22 protein-coding genes are annotated in these 22,228 nt (G+C 61.3%); 10 read left to right on the forward strand and 12 right to left on the reverse strand.

Going from position 1 to position 22,228, the window contains the following annotated elements; genetic code table 11:
- Nucleotides 1–174: 174 nt before the first annotated feature.
- The 4 genes from cfa to AC1RMF_RS25810 all read left to right on the forward strand — a co-directional run bounded on the left by cfa (nucleotide 175) and on the right by AC1RMF_RS25810 (nucleotide 3,931).
- On the forward strand, nucleotides 175–1,302 hold the full coding sequence (cfa, locus tag AC1RMF_RS25795) for a cyclopropane fatty acyl phospholipid synthase (RefSeq protein WP_493145376.1): 1,128 nt from the start codon (nucleotides 175–177) through the stop codon (nucleotides 1,300–1,302).
- 70 nt (nucleotides 1,303–1,372) lie between these two features.
- Nucleotides 1,373–2,767, forward strand: coding sequence for a cache domain-containing protein (locus AC1RMF_RS25800; RefSeq protein WP_493145346.1), 1,395 nt, complete (start codon nucleotides 1,373–1,375; stop codon nucleotides 2,765–2,767).
- A 12-nt stretch (nucleotides 2,768–2,779) separates the two neighbouring features.
- The gene (locus AC1RMF_RS25805) at nucleotides 2,780–3,217 is read left to right on the forward strand and encodes a response regulator (protein ID WP_342618625.1); all 438 of its coding nucleotides are present in this window, start codon (nucleotides 2,780–2,782) and stop codon (nucleotides 3,215–3,217) included.
- Between the two features lie 9 nt (nucleotides 3,218–3,226).
- On the forward strand, nucleotides 3,227–3,931 hold the full coding sequence (locus tag AC1RMF_RS25810; RefSeq protein ID WP_342618624.1) for a response regulator transcription factor: 705 nt from the start codon (nucleotides 3,227–3,229) through the stop codon (nucleotides 3,929–3,931).
- Between the two features lie 3 nt (nucleotides 3,932–3,934).
- On the opposite strand, the gene AC1RMF_RS25815 is transcribed toward AC1RMF_RS25810, so the two are convergent.
- Nucleotides 3,935–4,879, reverse strand: coding sequence for an AraC family transcriptional regulator (locus AC1RMF_RS25815; protein WP_493145348.1), 945 nt, complete (start codon nucleotides 4,877–4,879; stop codon nucleotides 3,935–3,937).
- A 122-nt stretch (nucleotides 4,880–5,001) separates the two neighbouring features.
- Between AC1RMF_RS25815 and AC1RMF_RS25820 the strand changes: the two genes are divergently transcribed.
- Nucleotides 5,002–5,847, forward strand: a complete 846-nt coding sequence (locus AC1RMF_RS25820; protein ID WP_493145349.1) for an SDR family oxidoreductase — start codon at nucleotides 5,002–5,004, stop codon at nucleotides 5,845–5,847.
- 16 nt (nucleotides 5,848–5,863) lie between these two features.
- Here the strand turns inward: AC1RMF_RS25820 and AC1RMF_RS25825 are convergent, their stop codons facing one another.
- The 10 genes from AC1RMF_RS25825 to AC1RMF_RS25870 all read right to left on the reverse strand — a co-directional run bounded on the left by AC1RMF_RS25825 (nucleotide 5,864) and on the right by AC1RMF_RS25870 (nucleotide 15,263).
- Nucleotides 5,864–6,685, reverse strand: coding sequence for a phosphodiesterase (locus AC1RMF_RS25825; protein WP_493145351.1), 822 nt, complete (start codon nucleotides 6,683–6,685; stop codon nucleotides 5,864–5,866).
- Nucleotides 6,679–7,746: an ABC transporter ATP-binding protein gene (locus tag AC1RMF_RS25830; RefSeq protein WP_493145352.1), complete on the reverse strand. Its 1,068-nt coding sequence runs from the start codon at nucleotides 7,744–7,746 to the stop codon at nucleotides 6,679–6,681. The genes AC1RMF_RS25825 and AC1RMF_RS25830 overlap by 7 nt, the downstream gene beginning before the upstream one ends.
- Nucleotides 7,743–8,576, reverse strand: coding sequence for an ABC transporter permease (locus AC1RMF_RS25835; RefSeq protein ID WP_493145354.1), 834 nt, complete (start codon nucleotides 8,574–8,576; stop codon nucleotides 7,743–7,745). Before AC1RMF_RS25835 ends, AC1RMF_RS25830 begins: the two co-directional genes overlap by 4 nt.
- Before the next feature lie 11 nt (nucleotides 8,577–8,587).
- Nucleotides 8,588–9,382 (reverse strand): ABC transporter permease, encoded by a 795-nt coding sequence (locus tag AC1RMF_RS25840; RefSeq protein WP_493145356.1) that lies wholly within the window; start codon nucleotides 9,380–9,382, stop codon nucleotides 8,588–8,590.
- Nucleotides 9,383–9,412: 30 nt separating this feature from the next.
- Nucleotides 9,413–10,435: an extracellular solute-binding protein gene (locus AC1RMF_RS25845; RefSeq protein ID WP_493145357.1), complete on the reverse strand. Its 1,023-nt coding sequence runs from the start codon at nucleotides 10,433–10,435 to the stop codon at nucleotides 9,413–9,415.
- Between the two features lie 14 nt (nucleotides 10,436–10,449).
- The gene (locus AC1RMF_RS25850; protein WP_493145359.1) at nucleotides 10,450–11,277 is read right to left on the reverse strand and encodes a DeoR/GlpR family DNA-binding transcription regulator; all 828 of its coding nucleotides are present in this window, start codon (nucleotides 11,275–11,277) and stop codon (nucleotides 10,450–10,452) included.
- A 96-nt stretch (nucleotides 11,278–11,373) separates the two neighbouring features.
- Nucleotides 11,374–12,432, reverse strand: a complete 1,059-nt coding sequence (locus AC1RMF_RS25855; protein WP_493145361.1) for an ABC transporter ATP-binding protein — start codon at nucleotides 12,430–12,432, stop codon at nucleotides 11,374–11,376.
- 21 nt (nucleotides 12,433–12,453) lie between these two features.
- On the reverse strand, nucleotides 12,454–13,242 hold the full coding sequence (locus AC1RMF_RS25860; protein ID WP_493145363.1) for an ABC transporter permease: 789 nt from the start codon (nucleotides 13,240–13,242) through the stop codon (nucleotides 12,454–12,456).
- The gene (locus AC1RMF_RS25865; protein ID WP_493145365.1) at nucleotides 13,239–14,111 is read right to left on the reverse strand and encodes an ABC transporter permease; all 873 of its coding nucleotides are present in this window, start codon (nucleotides 14,109–14,111) and stop codon (nucleotides 13,239–13,241) included. Before AC1RMF_RS25865 ends, AC1RMF_RS25860 begins: the two co-directional genes overlap by 4 nt.
- 123 nt (nucleotides 14,112–14,234) lie before the next feature.
- Complete coding sequence (locus AC1RMF_RS25870) at nucleotides 14,235–15,263, reverse strand: ABC transporter substrate-binding protein (RefSeq protein WP_493145377.1); 1,029 nt, start codon at nucleotides 15,261–15,263, stop codon at nucleotides 14,235–14,237.
- A gap of 214 nt (nucleotides 15,264–15,477) precedes the next feature.
- Between AC1RMF_RS25870 and AC1RMF_RS25875 the strand changes: the two genes are divergently transcribed.
- The 5 genes from AC1RMF_RS25875 to AC1RMF_RS25895 all read left to right on the forward strand — a co-directional run bounded on the left by AC1RMF_RS25875 (nucleotide 15,478) and on the right by AC1RMF_RS25895 (nucleotide 21,344).
- Nucleotides 15,478–16,152: an MgtC/SapB family protein gene (locus AC1RMF_RS25875; RefSeq protein WP_493145367.1), complete on the forward strand. Its 675-nt coding sequence runs from the start codon at nucleotides 15,478–15,480 to the stop codon at nucleotides 16,150–16,152.
- Between the two features lie 128 nt (nucleotides 16,153–16,280).
- The gene (locus AC1RMF_RS25880; RefSeq protein ID WP_493145369.1) at nucleotides 16,281–16,754 is read left to right on the forward strand and encodes a glycine zipper 2TM domain-containing protein; all 474 of its coding nucleotides are present in this window, start codon (nucleotides 16,281–16,283) and stop codon (nucleotides 16,752–16,754) included.
- Nucleotides 16,755–16,837: 83 nt separating this feature from the next.
- Complete coding sequence (locus tag AC1RMF_RS25885) at nucleotides 16,838–18,349, forward strand: FAD-dependent oxidoreductase (protein ID WP_342618612.1); 1,512 nt, start codon at nucleotides 16,838–16,840, stop codon at nucleotides 18,347–18,349.
- 56 nt (nucleotides 18,350–18,405) lie between these two features.
- Complete coding sequence (locus AC1RMF_RS25890; RefSeq protein WP_493145371.1) at nucleotides 18,406–20,943, forward strand: ABC transporter permease; 2,538 nt, start codon at nucleotides 18,406–18,408, stop codon at nucleotides 20,941–20,943.
- Nucleotides 20,940–21,344 (forward strand): group II truncated hemoglobin, encoded by a 405-nt coding sequence (locus AC1RMF_RS25895; protein WP_493145373.1) that lies wholly within the window; start codon nucleotides 20,940–20,942, stop codon nucleotides 21,342–21,344. Before AC1RMF_RS25890 ends, AC1RMF_RS25895 begins: the two co-directional genes overlap by 4 nt.
- 18 nt (nucleotides 21,345–21,362) lie before the next feature.
- Here the strand turns inward: AC1RMF_RS25895 and AC1RMF_RS25900 are convergent, their stop codons facing one another.
- On the reverse strand, nucleotides 21,363–22,139 hold the full coding sequence (locus AC1RMF_RS25900; RefSeq protein ID WP_493145375.1) for a substrate-binding periplasmic protein: 777 nt from the start codon (nucleotides 22,137–22,139) through the stop codon (nucleotides 21,363–21,365).
- Nucleotides 22,140–22,228 lie beyond the last annotated feature (89 nt).

Here is a 22,228-nt window from a genome sequence, read left to right on the forward strand (position 1 = left end):
TTCCTCGACAGGGGACGGCGCGGCCGGTCTGTGTCCGGCGCGAATGCTATGACCGCGCAGAAATTTTCTATTGGTATCAATACTGCTATTGCCTTTTAATAGATCGCTTCAGCATTTTGTAGTCAAGAGGCCATGCGTTCCACACCGGTCGATGCTTTACAAACTTCGCAGCAGATGCCCGACTCCCGCGAGCATCGCTTTCTCGCGGACTTGTTGAATCAGGCAGACATCCGCCTGGAAGGCCAAAGGCCCTGGGATGTGTGCAGGATCAAGCCCGGTCTGGCCGAGCGGGTGCTGGCACAAGGCAGCCTGGGTCTGGGTGAGGCCTACATGGACGGTTTGTGGGATTGCGAGCAGCTGGATGTGCTCTTTGACCGGTTGTTGCGCGCCAATCTGTCTGCCAAGGTACACCCCAGCACCATGCTGTTGCACCATCTGCGGGCGCGCTGGTTCAATTTGCAGAGCGAAGCGCGTGCGTGGCAGGTGGGACGCGCGCACTACGACCTGGGCAACGACTTCTATGCGGCCATGCTGGACCGTCGCATGACCTATACCTGCGCCTATTGGCAAAGCGGCGCCCAGGATCTGCAGACAGCGCAGGAGCACAAGCTCGAGATGGTGTGTCGCAAGCTGGGCTTGCAGCGTGGCATGCGGGTGCTGGACATCGGCTGTGGCTGGGGCAGCTTCATGCGCTATGCGGCCGAGCGCCATGGTGTGCGGTGTGTGGGCGTTACGGTATCCGCCGAACAGGTGGAACTGGGGCGGCGCCTGTGTGAGGGCCTGCCGGTGGAGTTCCGGCTGCAGGACTATCGCGCCTTGAATGAAAAATTCGACTGCATTGTCAGCCTGGGCATGTTCGAGCACGTGGGTCAGAAAAACTACGCCACGTACATGGACATGGTCAAGCGTTGCCTGGCGCCCGACGGACTCTTCCTGTTGCACACCATAGGCCGCAATGAACATGGGCATGGCACCGATCCCTGGATCCACAAATACATCTTTCCCAATGGCGAGCTGCCCACCATCGCCCAGATCGGCAAGGCCTGCGAACTGCGCTTTGTGGTGGAAGACCTGCACAACTTCGGCGCGGACTACGACCGCACCTTGATGGCCTGGCATGCGAATTTCGAAGCGTCCTGGCCCCGTTTTGCTGACCGGTTGGGCGAGCGTTTTCGCCGCATGTGGCGCTACTATCTGCTGTCCTGCGCCGGAGCGTTCAGGGCGCGCGATATCCAGCTCTGGCAATGGGTGCTCTCGCATCCGGGGCGCTCTGGCGTTTATCCCCGCGTGAGCGGGGTGTGATCCGTATCTCGGTTCATTAGCTGGGGAGGGTGGGGCGATTACGATAGACCCCGTCCAGGGAGCCCCACGCATGTCCAATAGCCCGATTGCCACCAAGAGAACGGCCCAGCTGCGCCTGCGCCTGGTGGTGATCCTGCTGGCCAGTCTGCCGCTGCTGCTGGCGGTGGTGTGGGTGGTGTGGATGGTGCGTGACCTGATCACCGAGATGCAGAGGAACCAGGTGGTGGCCGTGCAAGCCATCGTGCTGCAGGCACGCAAGGACGAGCTCAAGCACTTCGTGCAGGCCGGCGGCAAAGTCATGGCGCACTATTGCGCGCCCACCAACACCCCCTACAAGCTCAGTCGTGAAGGCAAGGAACTGCTGCGGCACATGGACTTTGGCGATTCGGCCGACGACAACTACTTCTTCGTCTATGCCATGGATGGCACCAACGTCATGCATCCACGCTTGCCCGACATCGAGGGCAAGAGCCTGTGGGAATTCAAGGACGCGGCAGGCAACTACATCATCCAGCAGTTGCTCAAGGCCTCGCGCTCGGACGATCGCTTTGTGGACTACGTCTGGCACCGGCCTTCCACCGGGCAGATCGAGGCCAAGCTCGGCTATGTGGAATATGTGCCCGAGTGCGACCTGATGATAGGCACCGGCCTGTATCTGGATTACATGCGCGAAGTGCGTTCCTTCATTGAGAAGCAGACCGACCAGACGATTCAGCGTACCAGCGACCGCATCGTGCTGATTGCGCTGGCGTCGCTGTTCGTGGTGGCGGCTGGTGGCCTCACCTTCAATATCCACGAGCAACGCCAGGCCAACCAGAAACTCAGGCACATGGCACAGCAGGTGGTGGAGTCGCAGGAGGCCGAACGCACCCGGGTGGCGCGCGATCTGCACGACGGCGTGAGCCAGTGGCTGGTGGCTACCAAGTTCACTTTCGAAACGGCGCGCCTGCAGCTGCAGCGGGGCGACGTCCAGAAGGCCGACGAGACGCTGGGCGGCGGCGTGACCCGGCTCCAGGAGGTCATGCGTTATGTGCGCGAGATGGCGCACAAGCTGCGCTCGGCCATGCTCGACGATGCCGGCCTGGGGGTGACCGTGGTCCAGGAGAGCCGGGAATTTGGTGACCGCACCGGCATCCGTGTGGATGTGTACGTGGGCGACATCCCGAAGCTGCCGAAGGATGTGGAGAGCGATCTGTACCGCTCCTTCCAGGAAGCCACGCGCAACATCGAAAAGCATGCGCAGGCCCGGCAGGTGAATATTTCCATCGAAGTCGACAACGCAGGCCTGTGGATGCGCATCCAGGATGACGGTGTGGGCGCTCCCGTTTCAGCTACCAAGGGCAAGAGCGGCATTGGTCTACTCAACATGCGCGAACGCATCGAGCGTCATGGTGGGGAGTTCGAATTCCACAGCACATCGGGCATGACCCGCGTCACCGCTTTCATCCCGCATACCCATTTGTAAGAGATACCCAGCATGAAAGCCATTTCGCCCTCTGACCACGACGCCACACCGGTGCGCCTGTTGCTGGTCGACGTGCACGCCATATCGCGCGCGAGTTCGCGCACTCTGCTGGATGCCCTGGCCGACTTTGAGGTCGTAGGTGAAACCAGCGAGCACCAGGAAGCGCTGGAGCTGGTCGCACAACTGGCCCCGGATGTGGTGATCATCAGCATGCGCGTGCAGGGTTCCACGGGCCCACAGACCGCGCGCTCCATTCTGGAGCGTCACCCCGACATCCCGGTGGTGTTCTGGACCATGTTTGACGATCCGGAATACGTACGTTCCGCGCTCGCTGCCGGTGCCCGCGCTTATGTGCTCAAGCAGGACCCTGCGCACGAAGTGGAATTGGCCATAGACCGTGCGCTGCGTGGACAGACCTATCTGTCCACCGGTCTGCAACAAATGCAATGAGGAGGAAGCATGCGACAGAAAGTCACGATTCTTGTTCTCGATGACCATCCGGTGGTGCGCCAGGGAGTGGTGGCCATGATCCAGGCCTATGGCGAAGGTTTCCACGTGGTGGGTGAAGCCTGCAGCCCGGATGAAGGCTTGGCCAAAGCCGCGGCCTTGCGTCCGGACGTGGTGGTGACGGATCTCATATTCAACGGCAGCTCGCGCAATGGCATCGACGTGATCCGGGAGTTGCAGATGCAGGGCGTTCCTTCACGCTGCGTGCTCATCACCGCCAACATGCAGGGGCACTACATGGTGGAGGCCTTCAAGGCGGGCGCCAAGGCGTTCCTGTACAAGGAGTCGGATGCGCGCGAATATGTGAAGGCCATAGAGGCAGCGTTTGAAGGCATGACCTATTTTCCGCCCGAGCTGCCCCAGGAGCTGGACCGCTGGAGCCGCCTGCCGCGCCTCACGCCCAGCGAGGAGCGCCTGATGCCCTATGTGGCCAAGGGCCTGACCTCCAAGGAAATTGCGCGCGAGTACAACCACCTGGACAGCCCCAAGGTGATAGAGCCGCGCACCATTGACCAGCACAAGAGCAACATCAAGCAGAAGTTTGCCATCGACAGCATGGGCGGCCTGGTGGCGTTTGCCATCAAGTACTGTGACGACAACAACCTGGACTACAGGAATCTGCAGATCCAGGCCAAGCGTTCGTTGCTGGGTTTTTGAGCTTCAGCCAATCCGCCACGCCAGGCCCTTGTCCTGCGTGTCCTGCCGACGGAACTCGCGCGGCGCCACACCCACGGTGCGCTTGAAGACCTTGGAGAAACTGAACGCGTCCTGGTAGCCGACTTCCTGCGCAATCTGTTCCAGCGAGCGTTCTGAACCGCTCAGCACACTCATGGCTTTTTGCATGCGCACCGTGCGCAGGTAGTTCAGCGGGGTGTTGCCCATGCTCTTGCGAAAGCGCTCGGCCAGGCTGGTGCGTGAGAGCCCGGCTCGGGCCGCCAGCTCTTCCAGCGTCCATTGGTGTGCGCAATCCGCATGCATGGCCTGTACGGCGCGAAGCACCTGTGGGTCTTGGATGGAGTGGCTCCAGCCGGGCTGTGCCCGGCTTTGGCGTGCCACGATCTCGCGCATCAGCAGCACGAAGATCACGTCCAGCAAGCCGTAGACGATGGACTCGCTACCCAGTTCGTGCAGGGATATTTCCTGCTCCAGCAGTTGCATGCTGTGCGTCAGCGCGCTGGAGCAGGGGCCGTCCTTGGCACGCAGCACGAACCAGGCGGGCATTTCCTGAAAGAGCGGGTGTAGCGGCGTGTGCCAGAACTGGTAGGCACCGCTGATGACAGCGTTGGGAATCGCCTTTGTTGCCGGCTGCAAGCTCGCCATCTGCCAGGTATCGGCCAGCGCCACCACCTTGGCGTCCTGCAGGCTGGCGTCCGCGCTGATGCTGTGCGTACACCCGCGCGCCATGACGGCGATGTCCCCCGCTTCCAGCCGTATGGGCTCCGCCATCGAAGGGGCATGCAGGTAGATGGTGCCGTCGGTGACCACATGCAATCCCACGCTGCGGTCACAGGGAAACTGCAGTGCCGTGTGCGGCCGTATGCGGCGCTGGTTGAGCAGTCTGCGGCGCAGACCCGCCTGGCGAAAGAGGTCGGTCAAAAGGTCCATGGAACACGTTGGGATTAAAGAGGTTTTGTACGATTGGACATGAAAAGTGTATTTTTGTCCATTTCAAGTTCAGACGGTTGCGCGGATCATCAGGCCATCAACCACTACACGAGGAATGTCTCATGGCTAAAACACTTGTCATCGGTGCAAACGGCACCGTAGGTACTGAGCTGGTCAAGCTGCTCATCGCACAGGGGCACGATGTGCGCAAAGCCACCAGCAAGGCAGTGAAGGACGCGGCGCGCGACGTGCATCTGAATCTGGTGAGCGGCGAAGGTCTGGCCCAGGCATTTGCCGGTGTGAGCAAGGTCTTCTTGCTGTGCCCTCCCGGCTATACCAACCATGACGAGCTGCTCGATCCCGCCATTGACGCAGCCAAGGCCCAAGGTGTGCAGAAGTTGGTGCTGATGACCGCCATGGGTGCCAATGCCGACGAGTCTGCACCGCTGCGCAAGGCCGAAGTGCATCTGCAGAACTCGGGCCTGACGTACAACATCATCCGCCCCAACTGGTTCATGCAGAACTTCAATACTTTCTGGATCCAGGGCATTCTGGAGCACGGCAAGATCTTCCTGCCGCTGGGCGCTTCCAAGGGCAGTTTCATTGACGCACGTGACATTGCCGCCGTGGCAGCCCAGTTGCTGAGCAAGGACGATTTCAACAACCGCGACTTCGACCTGACCGGCAGCGTGGCGCTGGACCATGACGAAGTGGCCAAGATACTGTCTGCCGCCACTGGCCGCACCATCACCTACGAAGACATTCCTCCTGAAGTGCTGCTAAACGGCCTGCTGCAAGCCGGCTTGCCCAAGCTCTATGCCGAGTTTCTGCTGCTGATCCTGAGCTACTTCAAGGCAGGCTATTCCGAGCGCACCACCGATGCGGTGCATACCATTCTGGGCCGCGCGCCCGGCACGCTGGAACAGTACGCACGCGACTACCGTTCCGCCTGGGTCAGCGCATCCTGAGACGGGCGCAGCGGGGCTACTCGTCTATGAGTTGCCCGCTGGCATCGTGGAACGGGTAGGGGCCTTCGTGTTCTCCCAGTACCACGCTGTGGCTGAGGAACTGCCCGTCCAGCCAGCGGTGCAGCAGGTAGCCGGGTGGCTCCATGCAGAACTGGCTGGGCCCTTGCGGATCCAGGTCCAGCACCACCTGGTGGGCCGGACTGGGCGCAGTCATGGCGCTGTGGCCGCCCACCCGGGTATGGATGTGGCGATGCAGGTGCCCGCATAGAACGGCCTGCACCTGCGGGTAGCGCGCCAGGATGGAGGCAAACGCTTCCCGACCCGTGAGACCCAGGGCGTCCATATGGGCAATGCCGGTGAGGAACGGCGGGTGGTGCATCAGGACCAACGTGGGTTGCTCCGGTGCCTGTGCCAGCGTGGTTTCCAGCCACGCGAGTCGCTCGGCACACAGCTCACCGCGTCCCTCAAATGGCACCAGCGTATCGAGCCCGATGATGCGCAAGGGGTAGGCGTCGTCCAGGCTGAACTGCAGAAACCCCGTCGCAGGCAGATAGCGGTGGTGGGCAAAGGCTTGGCGCATGGCGTCACGCGCATCGTGGTTGCCCGGCACCACGACCAGCGGAAGGTGCAGCGGAGAGAGCAACTGCTGCAGGTAGGCGTATTCCTCGGACTGCCCTAGGTCCACCAGGTCACCGGTCAGCACCACCAGATCCGGCTGCGGCCGCAGTTGCAGCAGGTGTTGCACGCAGCGTTGCAGCATCTGCGCGGTATCCACCCGGCCATAGGCCTTCTTGCCAGGCGTCTTGATGTGGGTGTCACTGATGTGGGCAATCAGCATGCTGCGTTCTCCTGCACTGGCAGCAGACCATGCGGGTCCACGCGCAATCCGACCTCTTGCCCCACCTGCGCATCACAGCGTGCGGGACCATCCATGACCAGGGGCGCTGTGGCGCCCACGTTGACGATCAGGCGCGTGCGGTCACCCAGAAAGAAGGCCGCGGCCACCGTGCCGTGCAGGTCCGGTTGCGCGTCGGAGCTTGTGAGTTGCACATCCTCGGGGCGGAACATCATTTCCTTCGCTGGCGTTGGGCCACCTTGCCAGCGCAGCAAGCCACCGGTGCAGGCAAAACCTTCCGGGTCGTAGCGGCCCTGCACGCGGTTCATGGTGCCTATGAAGTCGGCCACAAAGGGTGAGGCCGGCTTCTGGTAGATGGCGCGCGGTGTACCGGCCTGCTCCACGCGGCCGTGGGACATGACGATGATGCGGTCACCCAGGGCCATGGCCTCGCTCTGGTCGTGGGTGACGTACACCGTGGTGATGCCCAGGTTGCGCAGCAGCATGTTGATCTCCACGCGCAGGGTCTCGCGCAGCTGGGCGTCCAGGGCCGTCAGCGGCTCGTCCAGCAACAGCGCGCGCGGGCGCACTGCCAGTGCACGGGCCAGGGCCACGCGCTGGCGCTGGCCGCCGGAGAGCTGGTCGATGGACCGGTCCGCCAGCGCACTGATGCGCATCAGGTCCAGCATCTCCTGCACGCGCGCGCGCAGCTGTGCGGGTGGTGTCTTGCGGATGCGCAAGCCATAGCCGATGTTGTCGGCCACGCTCATGTTGGGAAACAGGGCGTAGGACTGGAACACCATGCCCACGTTGCGTTTTTCAATGCCTTGCGCGGTGACATCGGTGCCATCAAACAGCACCCGGCCACCGGCATCGGGCTGTTCCAGCCCGGCAATCAGGCGCAGGGTGGTGGTCTTGCCACAACCGGATGGGCCCAGCAGGACCACGGTCTCGCCAGCTGCGATGTGCAGGTCCAGCGGTTCCAGCACACGGGTGCCGTTGGCAAAGGTCTTGGCACAGACCTTGAGTTCTATCGATAGGGGAGGGAGCGCGGGCGTGTTCATCGGGTGCGGTTCAGTGAGGTGTCGGTGGGGGACGTGTCGTCAAAGCGGCGCTTGGTGGGGCGCGCAAGGGTTTGCATGGCCCACAGCAGGGGAACAATCATCAGAAAGAAAATCAGGGTGTAGGCACTGCCGATTTCGAGTCGCAACGAGGCGTACGCATCGGCCAATCCCACCGGCAAGGTCTTGGTGAGCGGAGTGTGCAGCAGCCAGGTCATGTTGAACTCGCCCATCGACAAGGTCACCACCATCAGTGCACCAGCCAGGATGCCGTTGCGGCAGTTGGGCAGCACCAGGTCAAAGAAGCGCTGGCGAAAACTGGCGCCCAAGGAGGCCGCGCCTTCTTCCAGTGTCTTGAGGTCAATGGCCAGCAGCACCGCCAGCACTGAACGCACCATGAACGGCAAGGTGAACAGCACATGGCCGATCAGGATGAAGACCCACGATGTGCGAAAGCTGCCCCAGCCGCCATAGGTGGCAATCAGCGCCAGCGCCGTGGCCAGGCCGGGCACGGCCACTGGAAGCACCAGCAATTCTTCCACCCAGCGGGCCAGGCGGTTGCGCATGCGTGCCAGTGCATAAGCGGCCGGAACACCCAGCAGCAGGGTGATGACCAGACAGGCCAGCGCGATGCCGATGGAGCGGAACAGGGTGTCGCGGTAGCCATCCCACACCTCGAACAGCCAGCGTGTGGTGAGCCCGCTTTGCAGGCCTGCGATGTAGTTGGTCGTTACCCCGGCCAGCATGGACAGCACCACGGGCACGATGAGAAAGGCGCACACCAGCAGCGTGAACACCAGCTGCAGCACGAACAGGAATTTTTTGGTTTGCATGCGGCGTCCTCTCAACCTGCTGCGGCAACGCCGGAGCCAGCGGCCGAGCGCGCCAGGGCCAGTACCAGCCAAGTGATGGCGCCCAGCATGAAGCTCAGTGCCGAGGCCATGGCAATGTTGGCGGACATGGTGAACTCGGTGTAGATCACCATGGGCAATACGTTGATGTTGGTGGCCAGTGTGAACGCCGTGCCGAATGCGCCCATGGCGGTGGCAAAGCAGATGGCACCGGCAGAGATCAGCGCCGGTGACAGGCCCGGCACGATGACATCCCGCACGACCTGCCAGCTGTTGGCGCCCAGCGAGCGGGCGGCCTCTTCTATGCGGGCATCCAGCTTCTCGGTGGCGGCCATCACGGTCAGTATGGTGCGCGGAATCGAGAAGTACACATAGCCCATGAGCAGGCCGGTCATGGAGTAGGCAAACACCAGCTTGTCGGCACCCATGGCCTGGCTGATCTGGCCGATCAACCCCTGGCGCCCGGCCAGCAGAATGACCATGAAGCCAATCACCACACCGGGAAACGCCAGCGGCAGCGTCAGCATGGAAACCAGCGTGGCGTTGCCGCGGAACTTGTGGCGCTGCAGGAACACACCGGCAATGGTGCTGATCACCAGGGTGAGCAGGGTGGTGACCAGCGCCAGGCCCAGGGTGGACAGCAGCGCCTTGAAGTAGCTGGCATTGGTGATCAACGCGCCATAGGCCGACCAACCCAGGGTGCCGCTGCCGCCCACAAGCGCCAGTCGCGCCATGGGTAGGAGGAAGAAGGCAGTGAAGAACACTGCCGCGGGAAGCAGAAGAATCATGGGTTCAGACTTTCCGGGCGCACACGCGTCTTACTGCACTTCGTTCTTGTAGCGCTCGATGATCTTGGCTTGCGCCGCTGCGAGCTTCTTCAGGTCCACCGGCTTGGCGCGTGCGTACTCGCTGTCCGGCAGGAAGCGGGCCTTCGCTTCAGCCGAAAGGTGCTCCGGAAACACCGGGCGCAGATAGGCGTTGCCCCACAAAGTCTGGCTTTCAGCCGAGAGCACGAAGTCCAGCACCTTGCGGCCGTTGTCGGCGTTGGGGGCGTTCTTGGTCAGGCCCATGACGTAGGGGAACACCACGGTTCCTTCCCTGGGAATCACAAAGCGGGTGGATGCCTTGTCGGTGTACTGGCCGCGGTAGGCGTTGAAGTCGTAGTCGACGAGGATCGGGATTTCACCGGAGATGACGCGCGCATAGGATGTCTGCTTGGGAACAATGGGCTGGTTCTTCAGGAGCGCCTGGAAGTACTTGATGCCGGGGTCCAGGTTGTCATAGGTTCCGCCCAAGGCCAGGTTGACGGCCATCACACCCAGTTGACCCACGGCAGCGGAGGTGGGGTCCAGATAGCCCACCATGCCTTTGTATTCGGGCTTGAGCAGGTCGGCCCAGCTTTGCGGCACGGGTTTGCCACCCAGTGCTGCCGTGTTGACGAACAGGCCCAGGGTGCCGGAGTGGATGGTGAACCAATAGCCTTCCGGGTCTTTCAGGCTGGCGGGGATCTTGTCCCAGCCCTTGGGCTTGTAGGGCATGAGCACACCGGCGTCACGCGCCGGGTCGGCCGCAATGCCACCCAGGTAGACCACGTCATTTACCGGGTTGGCCTTCTCGGCAATCATGGCGGCGATGGACTGTCCGGAGTTCTTGTTGTCCGACGGCACCTGGATACCCAGGCGAGCTTGGATGGTCTTGAGCTGGGTGCCCCAATCGGCCCATTCGGGCGGGCAGTTGTAGCAGATGGCGCGTTGCTGGGCCTGTGCTGCGGTGCTGGTGAACAGCGCAGTCAGAGCCAATGCGCCGGCCATGGCCAGGCGTTGAAAGTGGTGTGGTTTCATGACAAGGTTCTCCTTCAGAGGGGGGTAAGTGAAACGGGGGAATCGCCATTGGCAATGCTCAAATGAACATGGGCCTGTTGCAGCATGTCGGCGATGGCATCGGGCACCGGCTGGTCGGTGAACACATGGCTGACTTCGGTGATGTGGCCGCCGCGTACCGTGGCTGCGCGACCGAATTTGGTGTGGTCCAACACCAGAAAGCGTTGTCTGCAATGCTTGACGAGCTGCTGGCGCATGTGCACCTCGTCCGGGCTGAAGTCGAGCAGGCTGCCGTCTTCGGCCACGCCACCGACGCCGAAGATGCCGATGTCCACGTGGTAGTGCGAGAAGAAGGTGTGGGCCTCGCCGGCCACCACATCGTTGTCCAGGTTGCGCAGGCGCCCGCCCGCAATGGTGATTTCGCAACTGGTGTTGCGCACCAGTGCCGCTGCCACGTTGAGGTTGTTGGTCATCACCCGCAGCCGTGGGCGGTCTGCCAGCGCATGGGCACATTGCTCCGGTGTGGTGCCAATCCCGAAGAACAGCGAAGCGCCATCAGGCACCATGCTCGCCACACAGCGGGCGATGGCGGCCTTGGCCTCTTGATTCAATACACGCCGCGCCAAGTAGGCAACGTTCTCGCCTTCGGGCAGCAGGTCGATGCCGCCATGGCGGCGCCTGCAGACTCCTTTGTCACACAGTGCGTTGACATCCCTGCGGATCGTCTGCGTGCTGACGCCAAAGCGTGCTGCCAGAGACTCAATGGTTTGAAAACCTTGCGCATTGACAAGGCTGACGATCTGGCTTGCGCGGTCTTCGCTGGATAGCATCCAGCCGTTTACTTCGCCCGACTCTGTGTTCATATGCGCTTTCATATGAATAGTGTCGGATGTTGGTGTGACAGCGTTATGACGCTGTCACACCAACCGATTCACAGGCGCGCTCAGGGCGCCATGGCGTTACGCAAGTACCAGCAGATTCTCGAAAGCGAAACTCAGCGTCACCTTGTCGCCGCGTGCAGGCAACTTCTGGTTGGGGTCGTTGAATACGTCCATGGACAGGACCTCATTACCCAGGTGCGTGCGGATGCGCACGATGGAGCCCAGAAAGCCCACGTCGTCCACCACCGTCTGCACTGCATTCTTGCCGCTGCCGCCTTCGTCCAGGGTGATGGCTTCCGGGCGTATGGCCAGGGTGCATTTCTGGCCGTTCTTCAGGTTGTCCAGCGGGTTGGATGTCACCAGCGTCAAACCGCCCACGCGGATTTCTCCCTTGGCGGTATCCACCACCTCGCCGGACAGCTGGTTGAGCGTGCCGATGAACGAGGCCACAAAGCGAGTGCGCGGGAAGTTGTAGATCTCCGAGGGCCTGCCAATCTGTTCGACACGACCTTCGCTCAGCACCACGATGCGGTCCGAGATGGACAAGGCCTCTTCCTGGTCATGTGTCACAAACACGGTGGTGATGTTGAGCTCGCGTTGCAGTTCGCGGATTTCTTCGCGCAGGGAAATGCGGATCTTGGCATCGAGTGCGGACAGAGGCTCGTCGAGCAGCAGTACCTTGGGCTTGTTGGCAATGGCACGGGCCAGGGCCACACGCTGCTGCTGGCCACCCGACATCTGCCAGGGGTAGCGGTCTGCCAGCGCATCCAGCTTGATCAGCTTGAGCATCTCCTTGACGCGTGCATCGATCTCGCTCTTGCTGGCATTGGCCACCTTCAGACCAAAGCCGATGTTCTCGGCCACCGTCATGTTGGGGAACAGTGCGTATGACTGGAACACCATGCCGACGTTGCGCTGGTTGGTCGGCACATGGGTGACGTCCTTGCCGTCAAACACAATGCTTCCGACCGAGGGCGACTCGAATCCGGCGAGCATGCGCAGGATGGTGGTCTTGCCGCATCCCGACGGGCCCAGGAAGGTGATGAACTCTCCCTTGTCGATGGAGATGGAGAAGTCGTGTACGGCGGTGTGGTCGCCAAAGCGTTTTTGGATGTTCGAAATTTCCAGGAATGCCATTGCGTCAATCTCTCGGTTCAATTAGCGGGTTGGGCGTGCGTGCTTGTTGCTGCCGAACACATTGATGAGCCCCATGGAGGCCCAGGTCACGATGAAGGCGATGACCGCCAGCGCGGACGGTTCGTAAGCGCGGTTGGCTCCAATGAGTTGCAGATAAGGGCCAAAGGCCGGGCGGTCCAGCAGACTGGCCATGGTGAATTCACCAATCACCACGGCAAAGGTCAGGAAGGCGCCGGACAGGATGGCCGATGTGATGTTGGGAAATATCACGCGCAGCAAAATGGTGGCGCGCTTGGCACCCAGCACTTCCGCGGCCTCGGTGAGCGTGCGTACGTCAATCGTGCGCAAGCCCGTGTCCACCGAGCGGTACATATACGGTAGCGACAAGGTGACGTAGCTGCATACCAGCAGGAAGTCCGTGGCGCGCTCGCTGCCGGTCAGCGGGATGAGCGAACTGCTGTTGTACATGCGCAGGTAACCGAACACGATCACGATGGCCGGTATCACCAGCGGCAGCAGCGTGATGAATTCCACCAGCGGACGCAGTTTGGGCATGCGCAGGTGCACCCAATACGCAGTGGGCACGACCAGCAGCGCGCCGACCAGAATAGTGGCAATCGCCATCACGATGGAGTAGCCAAATGTGGCCTGGAACTGCGGGTCTTCAAAGACCACCTTGTAGGCTTCAAAGCTGTACTGGCCGCGCTTCATGCGCAGGCTGAATTCAAAGGTGGCAATCAGTGGCAGCAGGAAATACGTGGCGCCCACGGCCATCGCTATCCATGCGCCCAGACGGGATTCTTTTTTCATGCGCTCCTCCGGTCGGTCTTGCTGCGCAGCACCATGTAGCCGGCATTGGCCAGGCCGGTGATGATGATCATGCCCAGCGCCATCGCATAGCCCAGGTTGGGGTTGTGCAGCACGTCGCCCCGAATCTGTGCATAGAGCAGGATGGGAACAATATTGAGCGAGCTGCCGGTCAGTGCATAGGCGGTTGCCACCGCGCCGAAGGCGTTGGCAAACAGCAGCAGCATGGCACCCAGAATGCTGGGCCACAGCACCGGCATGGCGACATAGCGCCAGTATTGAACGGTGGTGCCACCCAGACAGTCGCAGGCTTCACGCCACTCCTTCTTGAGGCCTTCCAGCGCCGGCGTGACGATCAGCACCATCAGCGGAATCTGGAAATACAAATAGGTAATGGTCAGCCCCAGAAAGCTCAGGATGCTGAAACCGGTAGAGTAGATATTGATGTCGCAATAGGTGCGCAGCAGCACGGTGACCAGGCCCATGCGGCCCAGTGTGGCTAGAAAGGCAAAGGCAAGCGGCACACCGGCGAAGTTGGACGCTACGCCGGAAAAGGTCATCAGCGTGGGCCGTATCCAGTCGGGCAGCTTGCCCAGCACGGCGGCCCAGGCCAGCAGAAAGCCCAGCAGTCCGCCGGCAACTGAGGAGGCCACGCTGATCTTGAAACTGATCCAGTAGGCATCCAGCACGTTGGCTTCAAACAGACCGCGCAGATTGTCCAAGGTGAAGTTGCCTGCGGCGTCCTGGAACGCGCCCACCATCAGGTAAGCCGTGGGCAGCAGCAGGAACAGCAAGGCGAACACAAAGAAAGGCACCACACCCAAGAGATTCAGGTTGGCGGGTTTCTTGTTGGGAAGAAGGTGAGTGGCCATCGGGTGAGGTTCCGTTCAGCAGAAACGCATATTCCACGGTGAAGCAAGCATCGGGCCGACCGCAAACAAAATCGGGCATGACCGTTGAAGGTCACGCCCGATGGCGGTAGTCAGCCCGGCAAATTACTTGACCGCAGCGCCCACGACAGCATCCCATTGCTTGGTGATGACTTCCTTGGCTGCGTTTTGCTGATCCAGTGTGGGGAATGCAGCCTTGGCATAGCCCGCAGCAGGAGGCAGCTTGTCAAGAGAAGCCTTGGTGAACTTGTTCTTGGCAATCAGGTCGTTGAAACGGATGGGGTGGCAGTAGCCGTTGAGCAGCCCTTGCTGACCTTCGTCGGAATACAGGTATTCCATCCACAGCTTGGCTGCATTGGGGTGGGGAGCGTAGGCGCTGATGGCCTGCACATACACACCGGCAACCACGCCGCTCTTGGGAACGACCACGTCAACCTTGGGGTTGCCGTTGAGCTTATCGCGGTCGGCCAGGGCGTTGTAGTCCCAGCTGATGATGATGGGGGTTGTGCCTTGTGCCAGCGAGGCGGCCTTGCCGATCACGGGCACGAAGTTGCCGCTCTTGTTGAGGTCGGCGAAGAACTTCAGACCGGCAGCGGCGGCCTTGGAGGCATCGCCGTTGGTGCCGCTCAGGCCAGCGGCATACACGCCCTGGATGGCTTGGTTGGAAGCGCGGGGGTCACCAGCCAGTGCCACTGCGTTCTTGTATTCGGGCTTGAGCAGATCGGACCAGTCGGCTGGGGGCTTGACCATGTCGGAGTTGACCTGGAATGCCAGCACGCCGTAGTAGTCACCGTACCAGTAGCCTTCAGGGTCCTTGGCGCTGTCAGGGATGCTGGCCCAGGTGGACACCTTGTAGGGCTGGATCAGGCCTGCGGCCTTGGCCGAGGGGCCGAAGGACAGACCGACGTCGATGGTGTCGGGGGCTTGTGGGCCCTTGTTGTCCTTGTTGGCCTTGATGGCTTCGATTTCGTCGCCGGAACCTGCATCCGGATTGAGTTCATTGACCTTGATGCCGTACTTCGCCTTGAAGGCATCGATGATGGGGCCATAGCCACACCAGCTGCGCGCCAGGGCAATCACGGTCAACTGGCCTTCGGCCTTGGCAGCCGCAACGAGTTGTGCAGATTGGGCCATGGCAGCCTGGGTGCTGCATACCGCCACAACAGCGATAGCCAATGAAGTCAATTTGGATGGGTGCATAACGGTTCCTTAAAAGTTGCCAGGGGAGTGTGGCGTTAAAAAATGTCAGTTCCGTGTCAATCAGTTTACACACGGTAGCAATTTTCAACACACAATAGCGATTAAATATTTCAGATTTGTTACAGATATGGATCAAGACTTGGCGACGATGACATTGCACCTGATCGGTGCCATGGCGGTGGGTGGTGTCATTGGATTGGAGCGTAGTTACCACGGACGCCCTGCAGGGTTCAGAACGCACACACTGGTTTGCCTGGCTTCCAGCCTGCTGATGCTGGTCACCCTGTATCAGGCCAAATGGCTGCCGGCTGGTGCATCCATGGATGCCTTCCGTACCGATCCCACGCGCATGGCGCAGGGCATCATGACCGGCATCGGTTTTCTGGGCGCGGGCGTGATCTTCAAGGAAGGACTGAGCGTGCGCGGCTTGACCACGGCCGCCTCCATCTGGATCACATCGGCCCTGGGCGTGCTCATAGGTATCGGGTTCTATTTCCCGGCCATCGTGGCCACGATTCTTACCGTCGGAGTGTTGTCGCTGTTCCGCGTGATTGAGGCACGCATACCCTCTCACCACTATGCGCAGCACTTTCTCAGCTTTGGTCGCAATGACGCGATGGAAGAAGAGGAAGTGCGTAGCATGCTGCACGCGCACGGGTTCACCATTGCCAACATCAGCTACCGCGTCTCTGACAGCGGCGACGACTTTGAATACCGCATGGTGATCCGCACGTCGGGCTCGGATAAATTTGCGTCGCTCGCGCGCTTCCTGCGCGCCCACAGCCGCATCAAGACGTTCCGCATATCGCCCACAGGCGACTGAGCGCTTACGCCAACCCCGAGGTCTTACACCTGTTTACAACTGAAACAGGTGGTTCACCATTCGCTACCCCCATGGGGCTGACTTCCTGGGCATACTGGGGTCAGCACAATTAGTTGACGAGGTAGCCCATGAGTTTTCAAAACAGTTTGCGTCGTATTCACCCCTTGGTAGCAGTAGCCGCAGTTGCGCTGACATTGTTCAGTTTGCTGGGCATCGCAGCCATCACCGGCGTGTTGCCCATGTCCCGCGGATCGGTTGGGGATCAGCATAGCGAGGCCATTGCACCTCCAGAAGCGACTGCCGCAATGGCCAAGCCAACACCGGCGTTAGCTCCGGAAACGACAGCGGCCAAACATACGCACCATGATGCGCAACAGGTCGCCACCAGCAACGCACCGACAAACACCGCATCGCCTGCTCCCGCGCCAGCGCCGGCCAAACCCGCAGCCAAGAACAGTGCCGTGGGCATTGGCGTGGGTGCGGTGGTGGGTGGTGTCCTGGGCAACCAGGTTGGCAGCGGTGACGGCAAGACGCTGGCAACCATTCTGGGCGCCATTGGTGGCGGATACGTCGGTAACGAAATAGCCAAGAAAAACCAGTAAGCCATGGATGGTTTTGTGTGAAGATTCGCGCTTCCTTTTGACGCGAATCGGGCGCTCTGGCGCCCGCTCACACTGGAACCACCATGTCGGATGAAGAGAAATACAGCGGCCGCGTAGGCCGCATGATCAGCCGCTGGGCGGGCAAGCGCCTGACCTTTACCCGCAAGAGCACCGACGAGGGCGAGGTGCTCCAGCACACTCCGCCCACCGCCGGAGAGATGGATGCCGCGCAAGGCGTCTACATCGAACCACCCAAGGCCTTGCCCATATTGACCACCTGTGAAGTGCTGGTTGTTGGCGCCGGTCCGGCGGGGCTTTCGGCGGCACTGGCCGCGCGCCGTGCGGGTGCCGATGTGGTGTTGCTGGAGCGCTTTGGTTGCTTTGGTGGTGCCATCACGACGGTGGGCATGGAAACTTTGGCGTGGTACCGCTACGAAGGCACCATCGAATCCGAAGGCATTGGCATCGAGATGGAGCGCCGGGCTGCAGCCATGGGTGGCACCGTCAAGTGGCCCTACAACGACAGCGAGTGTCTGGACGCCGATTTCTTCAAGGTGGTTGCCGACCATCTGGTGCGCGAGGCCGGCGTACGCCCTATCCTGCATTGCTATGCGGTCGACGTGATCTTTGAAGAGGGCAGCAATTGCCTCAAGGGCATAGTGACGGAGAGCAAGTCCGGCCGTCAGGTGGTGCTGGCGCAGCGCATCATCGACTGCACGGGTGACGCAGACATTGCCCATCTGGCAGGTGCCAGCTACCGCAAGACGCCCAAGGACAAAATGCTGGGCATGACCACGGTGTTCAATGCCTCCGGTGTCGACAAGGATCGCTTCCTGCGATACACCGAGGCCCAGCCCGCAACCTATGCCGACTGGAGCCGCACCTGGGAACAGGAGACCACCGGCAAGGAAAACGAGCTGCGCAGTCCTTACCTGGACAAGGAGTTCGACCAGGCCCGCGCAATGGGCGTGATCCCGCAGGACAGCACCAACCTGGGTGGTTCATGGTCCTCGCTGACCGAAGCCGGTGAAGCCAACAACCTCAACCTGGCCCACATGTATGGTTTTGATCCCACCGACGTGATGGACCTTACCCGTGCCGAAATGCAGGGGCGCGAGGAAGCATTGCACGCGCTGGCTGCTCTCAAGAACGTGGTCCCCGGGTTCGAGAAAGCCAAGCTGCGCAACTTCGCCATGACCCTGGGTGTGCGCGACTCGCGCAAGATCATCGGCCGCTACAACCTGACCGGACAGGATGTGCGCAACCAGGCCAAGTTCGACGACTCCATCGGCATCTTCCCCGAGTTCATTGATGGCTATGCGGTGCTGATACTGCCCAGCACCGGCCGTTATTTCGAAGTGCCTTACGGTTGCATGGTGCCGCTGGAGGTGGACAACCTGTTGGTGGCAGGAAGATGCGTGGCTGGTGACATGGTGTCCCATGCCGCCATGCGCAACATGATGGCCTGCACCGTCACCGGGCAGGGCGCCGGTGCGGCCGCCGCAGTGTCCATCCGCAATGGCCAGACCACGGCGGAAGTGCGTTTGAAGGATGTGCAGGCGGAGCTGGAAAAGCAGGGTGTACGCCTGCACTGAAGGGGATTGCGCGGCGTCTGCACGCCGCCTTCACCCACATGCGCTAAGGTAGCGCCATGAAGCAATCTTTCTGGAGTCTGGGTTGGCGCACGCTGTGGCGGGACGTGCGCAGCGGTGATTTGCGCCTGCTGATCGTGGCGGTAACACTGGCTGTGGCGGCCTTATCGGCCGTGGGTTTTTTTGCGGACCGACTCAAGGGCGGGCTGCAGCGTGACGCACGACAACTGCTGGGCGGTGATGCCGTGATCGCCAGCGACAACGCCACACCCGAAGCATTTCTGGCCAAGGCACGTGAGCTGGGCCTGCGCACCGTAACTACGCTGGGGTTCCCCACCATGGCGCGGGCGGAAGACGCCAAAGGCGGGGCCACCAAACTGGTCGCGCTCAAGGTGGTGGAGCCCGGGTACCCCTTGCGCGGCAGGCTGCTGTTGCGTGGTGGCGCGCCCGGCATGGAAGTTCCGGCAAGCGGCATTCCGCTGACGGGCCAGGCCTGGGTGGACCCTTCGTTGCTGGACTCCTTGTCACTCACCACAGGCGACACCTTGTTGCTGGGAGACAGCCGCTTTACGATTGCCGGAGTCATCGCGGTGGAGCCGGACCGTGGCGTGGGCTTCATGAATTTCTCACCGCGCGTGATGATTCGCAGCGATGACGTTGCCGCGACCGGCCTGATCCAGCCCGCGAGCCGATTGAATTACCGGCTGGCTGTAGCCGGAGAGGAGGCGCAGGTCAAGGCCTTCGTGGACTGGGCCGACGTCGAGGTGAAAAACGGTGCCAAGGCTGCCGGGCGCGGCATCCATGGCGTGCGCATTGAGTCGGTTCAAACCGGACGCCCGGAGATGAGCCAGACACTGGACCGCGCTGAGAAGTTCCTGAGTCTGGTGGCACTGCTGGCGGCGCTGTTGAGCGCGGTGGCGGTGGCTCTGGCGGCGCGGGCATTTGCGGCCAAGCACCTGGATGACTGCGCCATGTTGCGGGTGCTGGGTCTGAGCCAGCGTGCCATGGCTTCGGCCTACACCTTGGAGTTCGCATTGATCGGGTTGTTCTCCAGCGCGCTCGGTGTGCTGCTGGGCTATGCCATCCATTACCTGTTTGTTGCACTCATGGCCGGACTAGTGCAATCCGCCTTGCCCGCAGCCACACCGTGGCCGGCTGTGCTGGGCTTGGGCATGGGGCTGACCCTGCTGTTTGCCTTTGGCCTTCCGCCCGTGCTGCAGCTGGCGCAGGTGCCGCCGCTGCGGGTGATCCGACGCGATGTGGGCAATCTGCGTCCCGTGTCGGTCGGTGTATTGACCTTGGGTGTGACGGGCTTTGCCACGCTGCTGCTGGTGGTGAGCAGCGACCTGCAACTGGGCTTGATTGCCGTGGGTGGCTTTGCAGCGGCCGTGCTGGTGTTTGCGCTCTTGAGCTGGCTGGCAGTCAAGCTGCTGCGTCGCAGTGTGAATGAGCAGACCGCGCCGCGCTGGCTGGTGCTGGCCACGCGACAGATTGCAGCGCGGCCTGCATTTGCCGTGGTCCAGGTGAGTGCACTGTCGGTGGGAATGCTGGCGCTGCTGTTACTGGTGTTGCTGCGTACCGACCTGATCGGCAGCTGGCGCAAGTCCACACCGCCGGATGCGCCCAACCGCTTTGTCATCAACATCATGCCGGACCAGGGCGATAGCTTCCGGCAGGCCTTGACCCAGTCCGGAGTGGCACAGTTCGACTGGTACCCCATGATCCGCGGACGTTTGGTGGCCATCAATGACCGCAAGGTCGGTCCCGAGGACTATGTGGACGATCGTGCCAAGCGTCTGGTGGACCGCGAGTTCAATCTGTCCTACAGCGCCGTGCAGCCGCCCCACAATGAAATCATCGCGGGCGCCTGGAAGGCCGAGGAACGCGACTCTATCAGCGTGGACGAAGGGATCGCCAAGACCCTGAACCTGAAGATGGGAGACCGCCTGCGTTACGACATTGGCGGTGTGCAGCGCGAAGCGCGCATCACCTCGCTACGCAAGGTGGATTGGGGCTCCATGCGGGCCAATTTCTACGTGATGTTCACGGTCAGCGCCATGCCGGACGTACCCGGCACCTATATGACCGCATTCAGGGCGCCTGCGAGTGCAGGGTTTGACAATGCGCTGGTGCGCCAGTTCCCCAACATCACGGCGGTGGACATGACGATCACCTTGAATCAGGTGCAGCGCGTGCTGGATCAGGTCATTCGTGCCGTGGAATTCCTGTTCGGCTTCACCCTGGCCGCAGGCCTGGTGGTGCTGTTTGCGGCAGTGAGTGCCACGCGTGAGGAGCGTGCGCAGGAATACGCGGTGATGCGTGCCGTGGGGGCGCAAGCGGGCCTTCTGCGCAGCGTGCAGCGTGCCGAGCTTGCCGGTGTGGGCTTGTTGGCGGGCTTTCTGGCATCCCTGGTGGCCAATGCAGTGGGTTGGGCCCTGGCACGCTACGTGTTTGATTTCGAATGGACGGTCAGTCTGTGGTTGCCACTGGGCGGCGCGCTATGTGGCGCTGCCCTGGCGCTGGCGGCCGGTTGGTGGGGGTTGCGCGATGTGTTGCGTCGCCCTGTTGTGGAAACCTTGCGAAGAGCCGCCCAATGAGCGATAGCGACGACGAACAAACCCCGGGCACCAGTGCCTTTGAGCTGATCGGTGGAGAGTCAGCAATCCATGCACTGGTGGAACGCTTTTATGACTTGATGGATCTGGAGCCGGGTTATGCCGCACTGCGTGCCGTGCATGGTCCGGATCTGGCTTCTGCGCGGGAAAAACTCAACTGGTTTTTGTGTGGCTGGATGGGTGGGCCGCAACACTACGTGGAGCGTTTTGGCCATCCGCGTCTGCGCATGCGGCACATGCCCTTCAAGATCGGGATTCTGGAGCGCGACCAGTGGCTGGCTTGCATGGACCAGGCCATGGCTGAAGTGCAGGTGCATCCGCTGCTGCGTGAGCGGTTGAATGCGTCCTTTTTCCAGACCGCTGACTGGATGCGCAACATCTGAGCGACCGTCGCTGCGGGGTCATTTGAATTTCGTTTTGTCTTTGGGCGGGATTTTTACAAGGCCTGCATATTTGGCAGCCATGGCGGCAAACTGTCCGCTACTGATCAGCTTCTTGAAGGCCATGTTGTATTTGGCCAGCAGCTCCATACGCTGTGGGTCTCTTTGGAAAGCGATGTATCCGTATTGAACGCCTATGGGCGGGGCGATTTTTGCCACCGCCGGGCGGATGTCGGGCTTGATGGATTCCCGGTACGCATTGCGCTCATTGACCGCCAGATAGTCCATGCGGTTGGCCGCCAGCATGAGCATGGCGCCTTCAATCGTGGATGTGACTTCCACATTGAGATTGGGGAGCTCGCGATCAAACTGCTCGCCATAGGCCCAACCCCGGATGGTGACGATGCGCTTGCCGATCAGCGAGGTGTAGCTGCCATCCCAGCGGTGGTCGGAGCTGGCATTCACGAAGAAGACCATGTTGTCTTCATAAAAAGGCTGATCCATGAAGGCGAAACGCTTTTCGCGCTCTGGCGTCAGGTAGGGGCCAAGCAGAATGTCCCCGGCGCCGCTGGCCACGGTCTCCTGTGCACGGGTCCAGGGTTCGATCTTGAATTTGACGGTGTCGCCCTGCATGCCGCACAAGGTGCGGATCAGCTCAACTCCCAGGCCGACGAAGTTGCCTTTCTGGTCCTGTTCAAAAATGCCGGTAAAGGTCGTGCCGACCGCCTGCAATTCACGGCCTTGCACGCAGAGCGAGAAAAGCAAGCCAAGAATGGCCAACGACCAGTGGCGCAACATTCGATTTCCCCTCGGAATTGATGCAAATCAACTAGGCAATTCTGGCTTCTTTTGCGACTTGCACACTATTTGTACCCAATGTAGACAAT

It is taken from the genome of Rhodoferax sp. GW822-FHT04A08 (assembly GCF_058801025.1).

What these genes read in the sequence shown, in the direction of transcription:
- cfa (WP_493145376.1), top strand. Translation starts at nt 175, where the DNA reads ATGCCCGACTCCCGCGAGCATCGCTTTCTCGCGGACTTGTTGAATCAG.
- AC1RMF_RS25800 (WP_493145346.1), top strand. Translation starts at nt 1,373, where the DNA reads ATGTCCAATAGCCCGATTGCCACCAAGAGAACGGCCCAGCTGCGCCTG.
- AC1RMF_RS25805 (WP_342618625.1), top strand. Translation starts at nt 2,780, where the DNA reads ATGAAAGCCATTTCGCCCTCTGACCACGACGCCACACCGGTGCGCCTG.
- AC1RMF_RS25810 (WP_342618624.1), top strand. Translation starts at nt 3,227, where the DNA reads ATGCGACAGAAAGTCACGATTCTTGTTCTCGATGACCATCCGGTGGTG.
- AC1RMF_RS25815 (WP_493145348.1), bottom strand. Translation starts at nt 4,879, where the DNA reads ATGGACCTTTTGACCGACCTCTTTCGCCAGGCGGGTCTGCGCCGCAGA.
- AC1RMF_RS25820 (WP_493145349.1), top strand. Translation starts at nt 5,002, where the DNA reads ATGGCTAAAACACTTGTCATCGGTGCAAACGGCACCGTAGGTACTGAG.
- AC1RMF_RS25825 (WP_493145351.1), bottom strand. Translation starts at nt 6,685, where the DNA reads ATGCTGATTGCCCACATCAGTGACACCCACATCAAGACGCCTGGCAAG.
- AC1RMF_RS25830 (WP_493145352.1), bottom strand. Translation starts at nt 7,746, where the DNA reads ATGAACACGCCCGCGCTCCCTCCCCTATCGATAGAACTCAAGGTCTGT.
- AC1RMF_RS25835 (WP_493145354.1), bottom strand. Translation starts at nt 8,576, where the DNA reads ATGCAAACCAAAAAATTCCTGTTCGTGCTGCAGCTGGTGTTCACGCTG.
- AC1RMF_RS25840 (WP_493145356.1), bottom strand. Translation starts at nt 9,382, where the DNA reads ATGATTCTTCTGCTTCCCGCGGCAGTGTTCTTCACTGCCTTCTTCCTC.
- AC1RMF_RS25845 (WP_493145357.1), bottom strand. Translation starts at nt 10,435, where the DNA reads ATGAAACCACACCACTTTCAACGCCTGGCCATGGCCGGCGCATTGGCT.
- AC1RMF_RS25850 (WP_493145359.1), bottom strand. Translation starts at nt 11,277, where the DNA reads ATGAACACAGAGTCGGGCGAAGTAAACGGCTGGATGCTATCCAGCGAA.
- AC1RMF_RS25855 (WP_493145361.1), bottom strand. Translation starts at nt 12,432, where the DNA reads ATGGCATTCCTGGAAATTTCGAACATCCAAAAACGCTTTGGCGACCAC.
- AC1RMF_RS25860 (WP_493145363.1), bottom strand. Translation starts at nt 13,242, where the DNA reads ATGAAAAAAGAATCCCGTCTGGGCGCATGGATAGCGATGGCCGTGGGC.
- AC1RMF_RS25865 (WP_493145365.1), bottom strand. Translation starts at nt 14,111, where the DNA reads ATGGCCACTCACCTTCTTCCCAACAAGAAACCCGCCAACCTGAATCTC.
- AC1RMF_RS25870 (WP_493145377.1), bottom strand. Translation starts at nt 15,263, where the DNA reads ATGGCCCAATCTGCACAACTCGTTGCGGCTGCCAAGGCCGAAGGCCAG.
- AC1RMF_RS25875 (WP_493145367.1), top strand. Translation starts at nt 15,478, where the DNA reads ATGACATTGCACCTGATCGGTGCCATGGCGGTGGGTGGTGTCATTGGA.
- AC1RMF_RS25880 (WP_493145369.1), top strand. Translation starts at nt 16,281, where the DNA reads ATGAGTTTTCAAAACAGTTTGCGTCGTATTCACCCCTTGGTAGCAGTA.
- AC1RMF_RS25885 (WP_342618612.1), top strand. Translation starts at nt 16,838, where the DNA reads ATGTCGGATGAAGAGAAATACAGCGGCCGCGTAGGCCGCATGATCAGC.
- AC1RMF_RS25890 (WP_493145371.1), top strand. Translation starts at nt 18,406, where the DNA reads ATGAAGCAATCTTTCTGGAGTCTGGGTTGGCGCACGCTGTGGCGGGAC.
- AC1RMF_RS25895 (WP_493145373.1), top strand. Translation starts at nt 20,940, where the DNA reads ATGAGCGATAGCGACGACGAACAAACCCCGGGCACCAGTGCCTTTGAG.
- AC1RMF_RS25900 (WP_493145375.1), bottom strand. Translation starts at nt 22,139, where the DNA reads ATGTTGCGCCACTGGTCGTTGGCCATTCTTGGCTTGCTTTTCTCGCTC.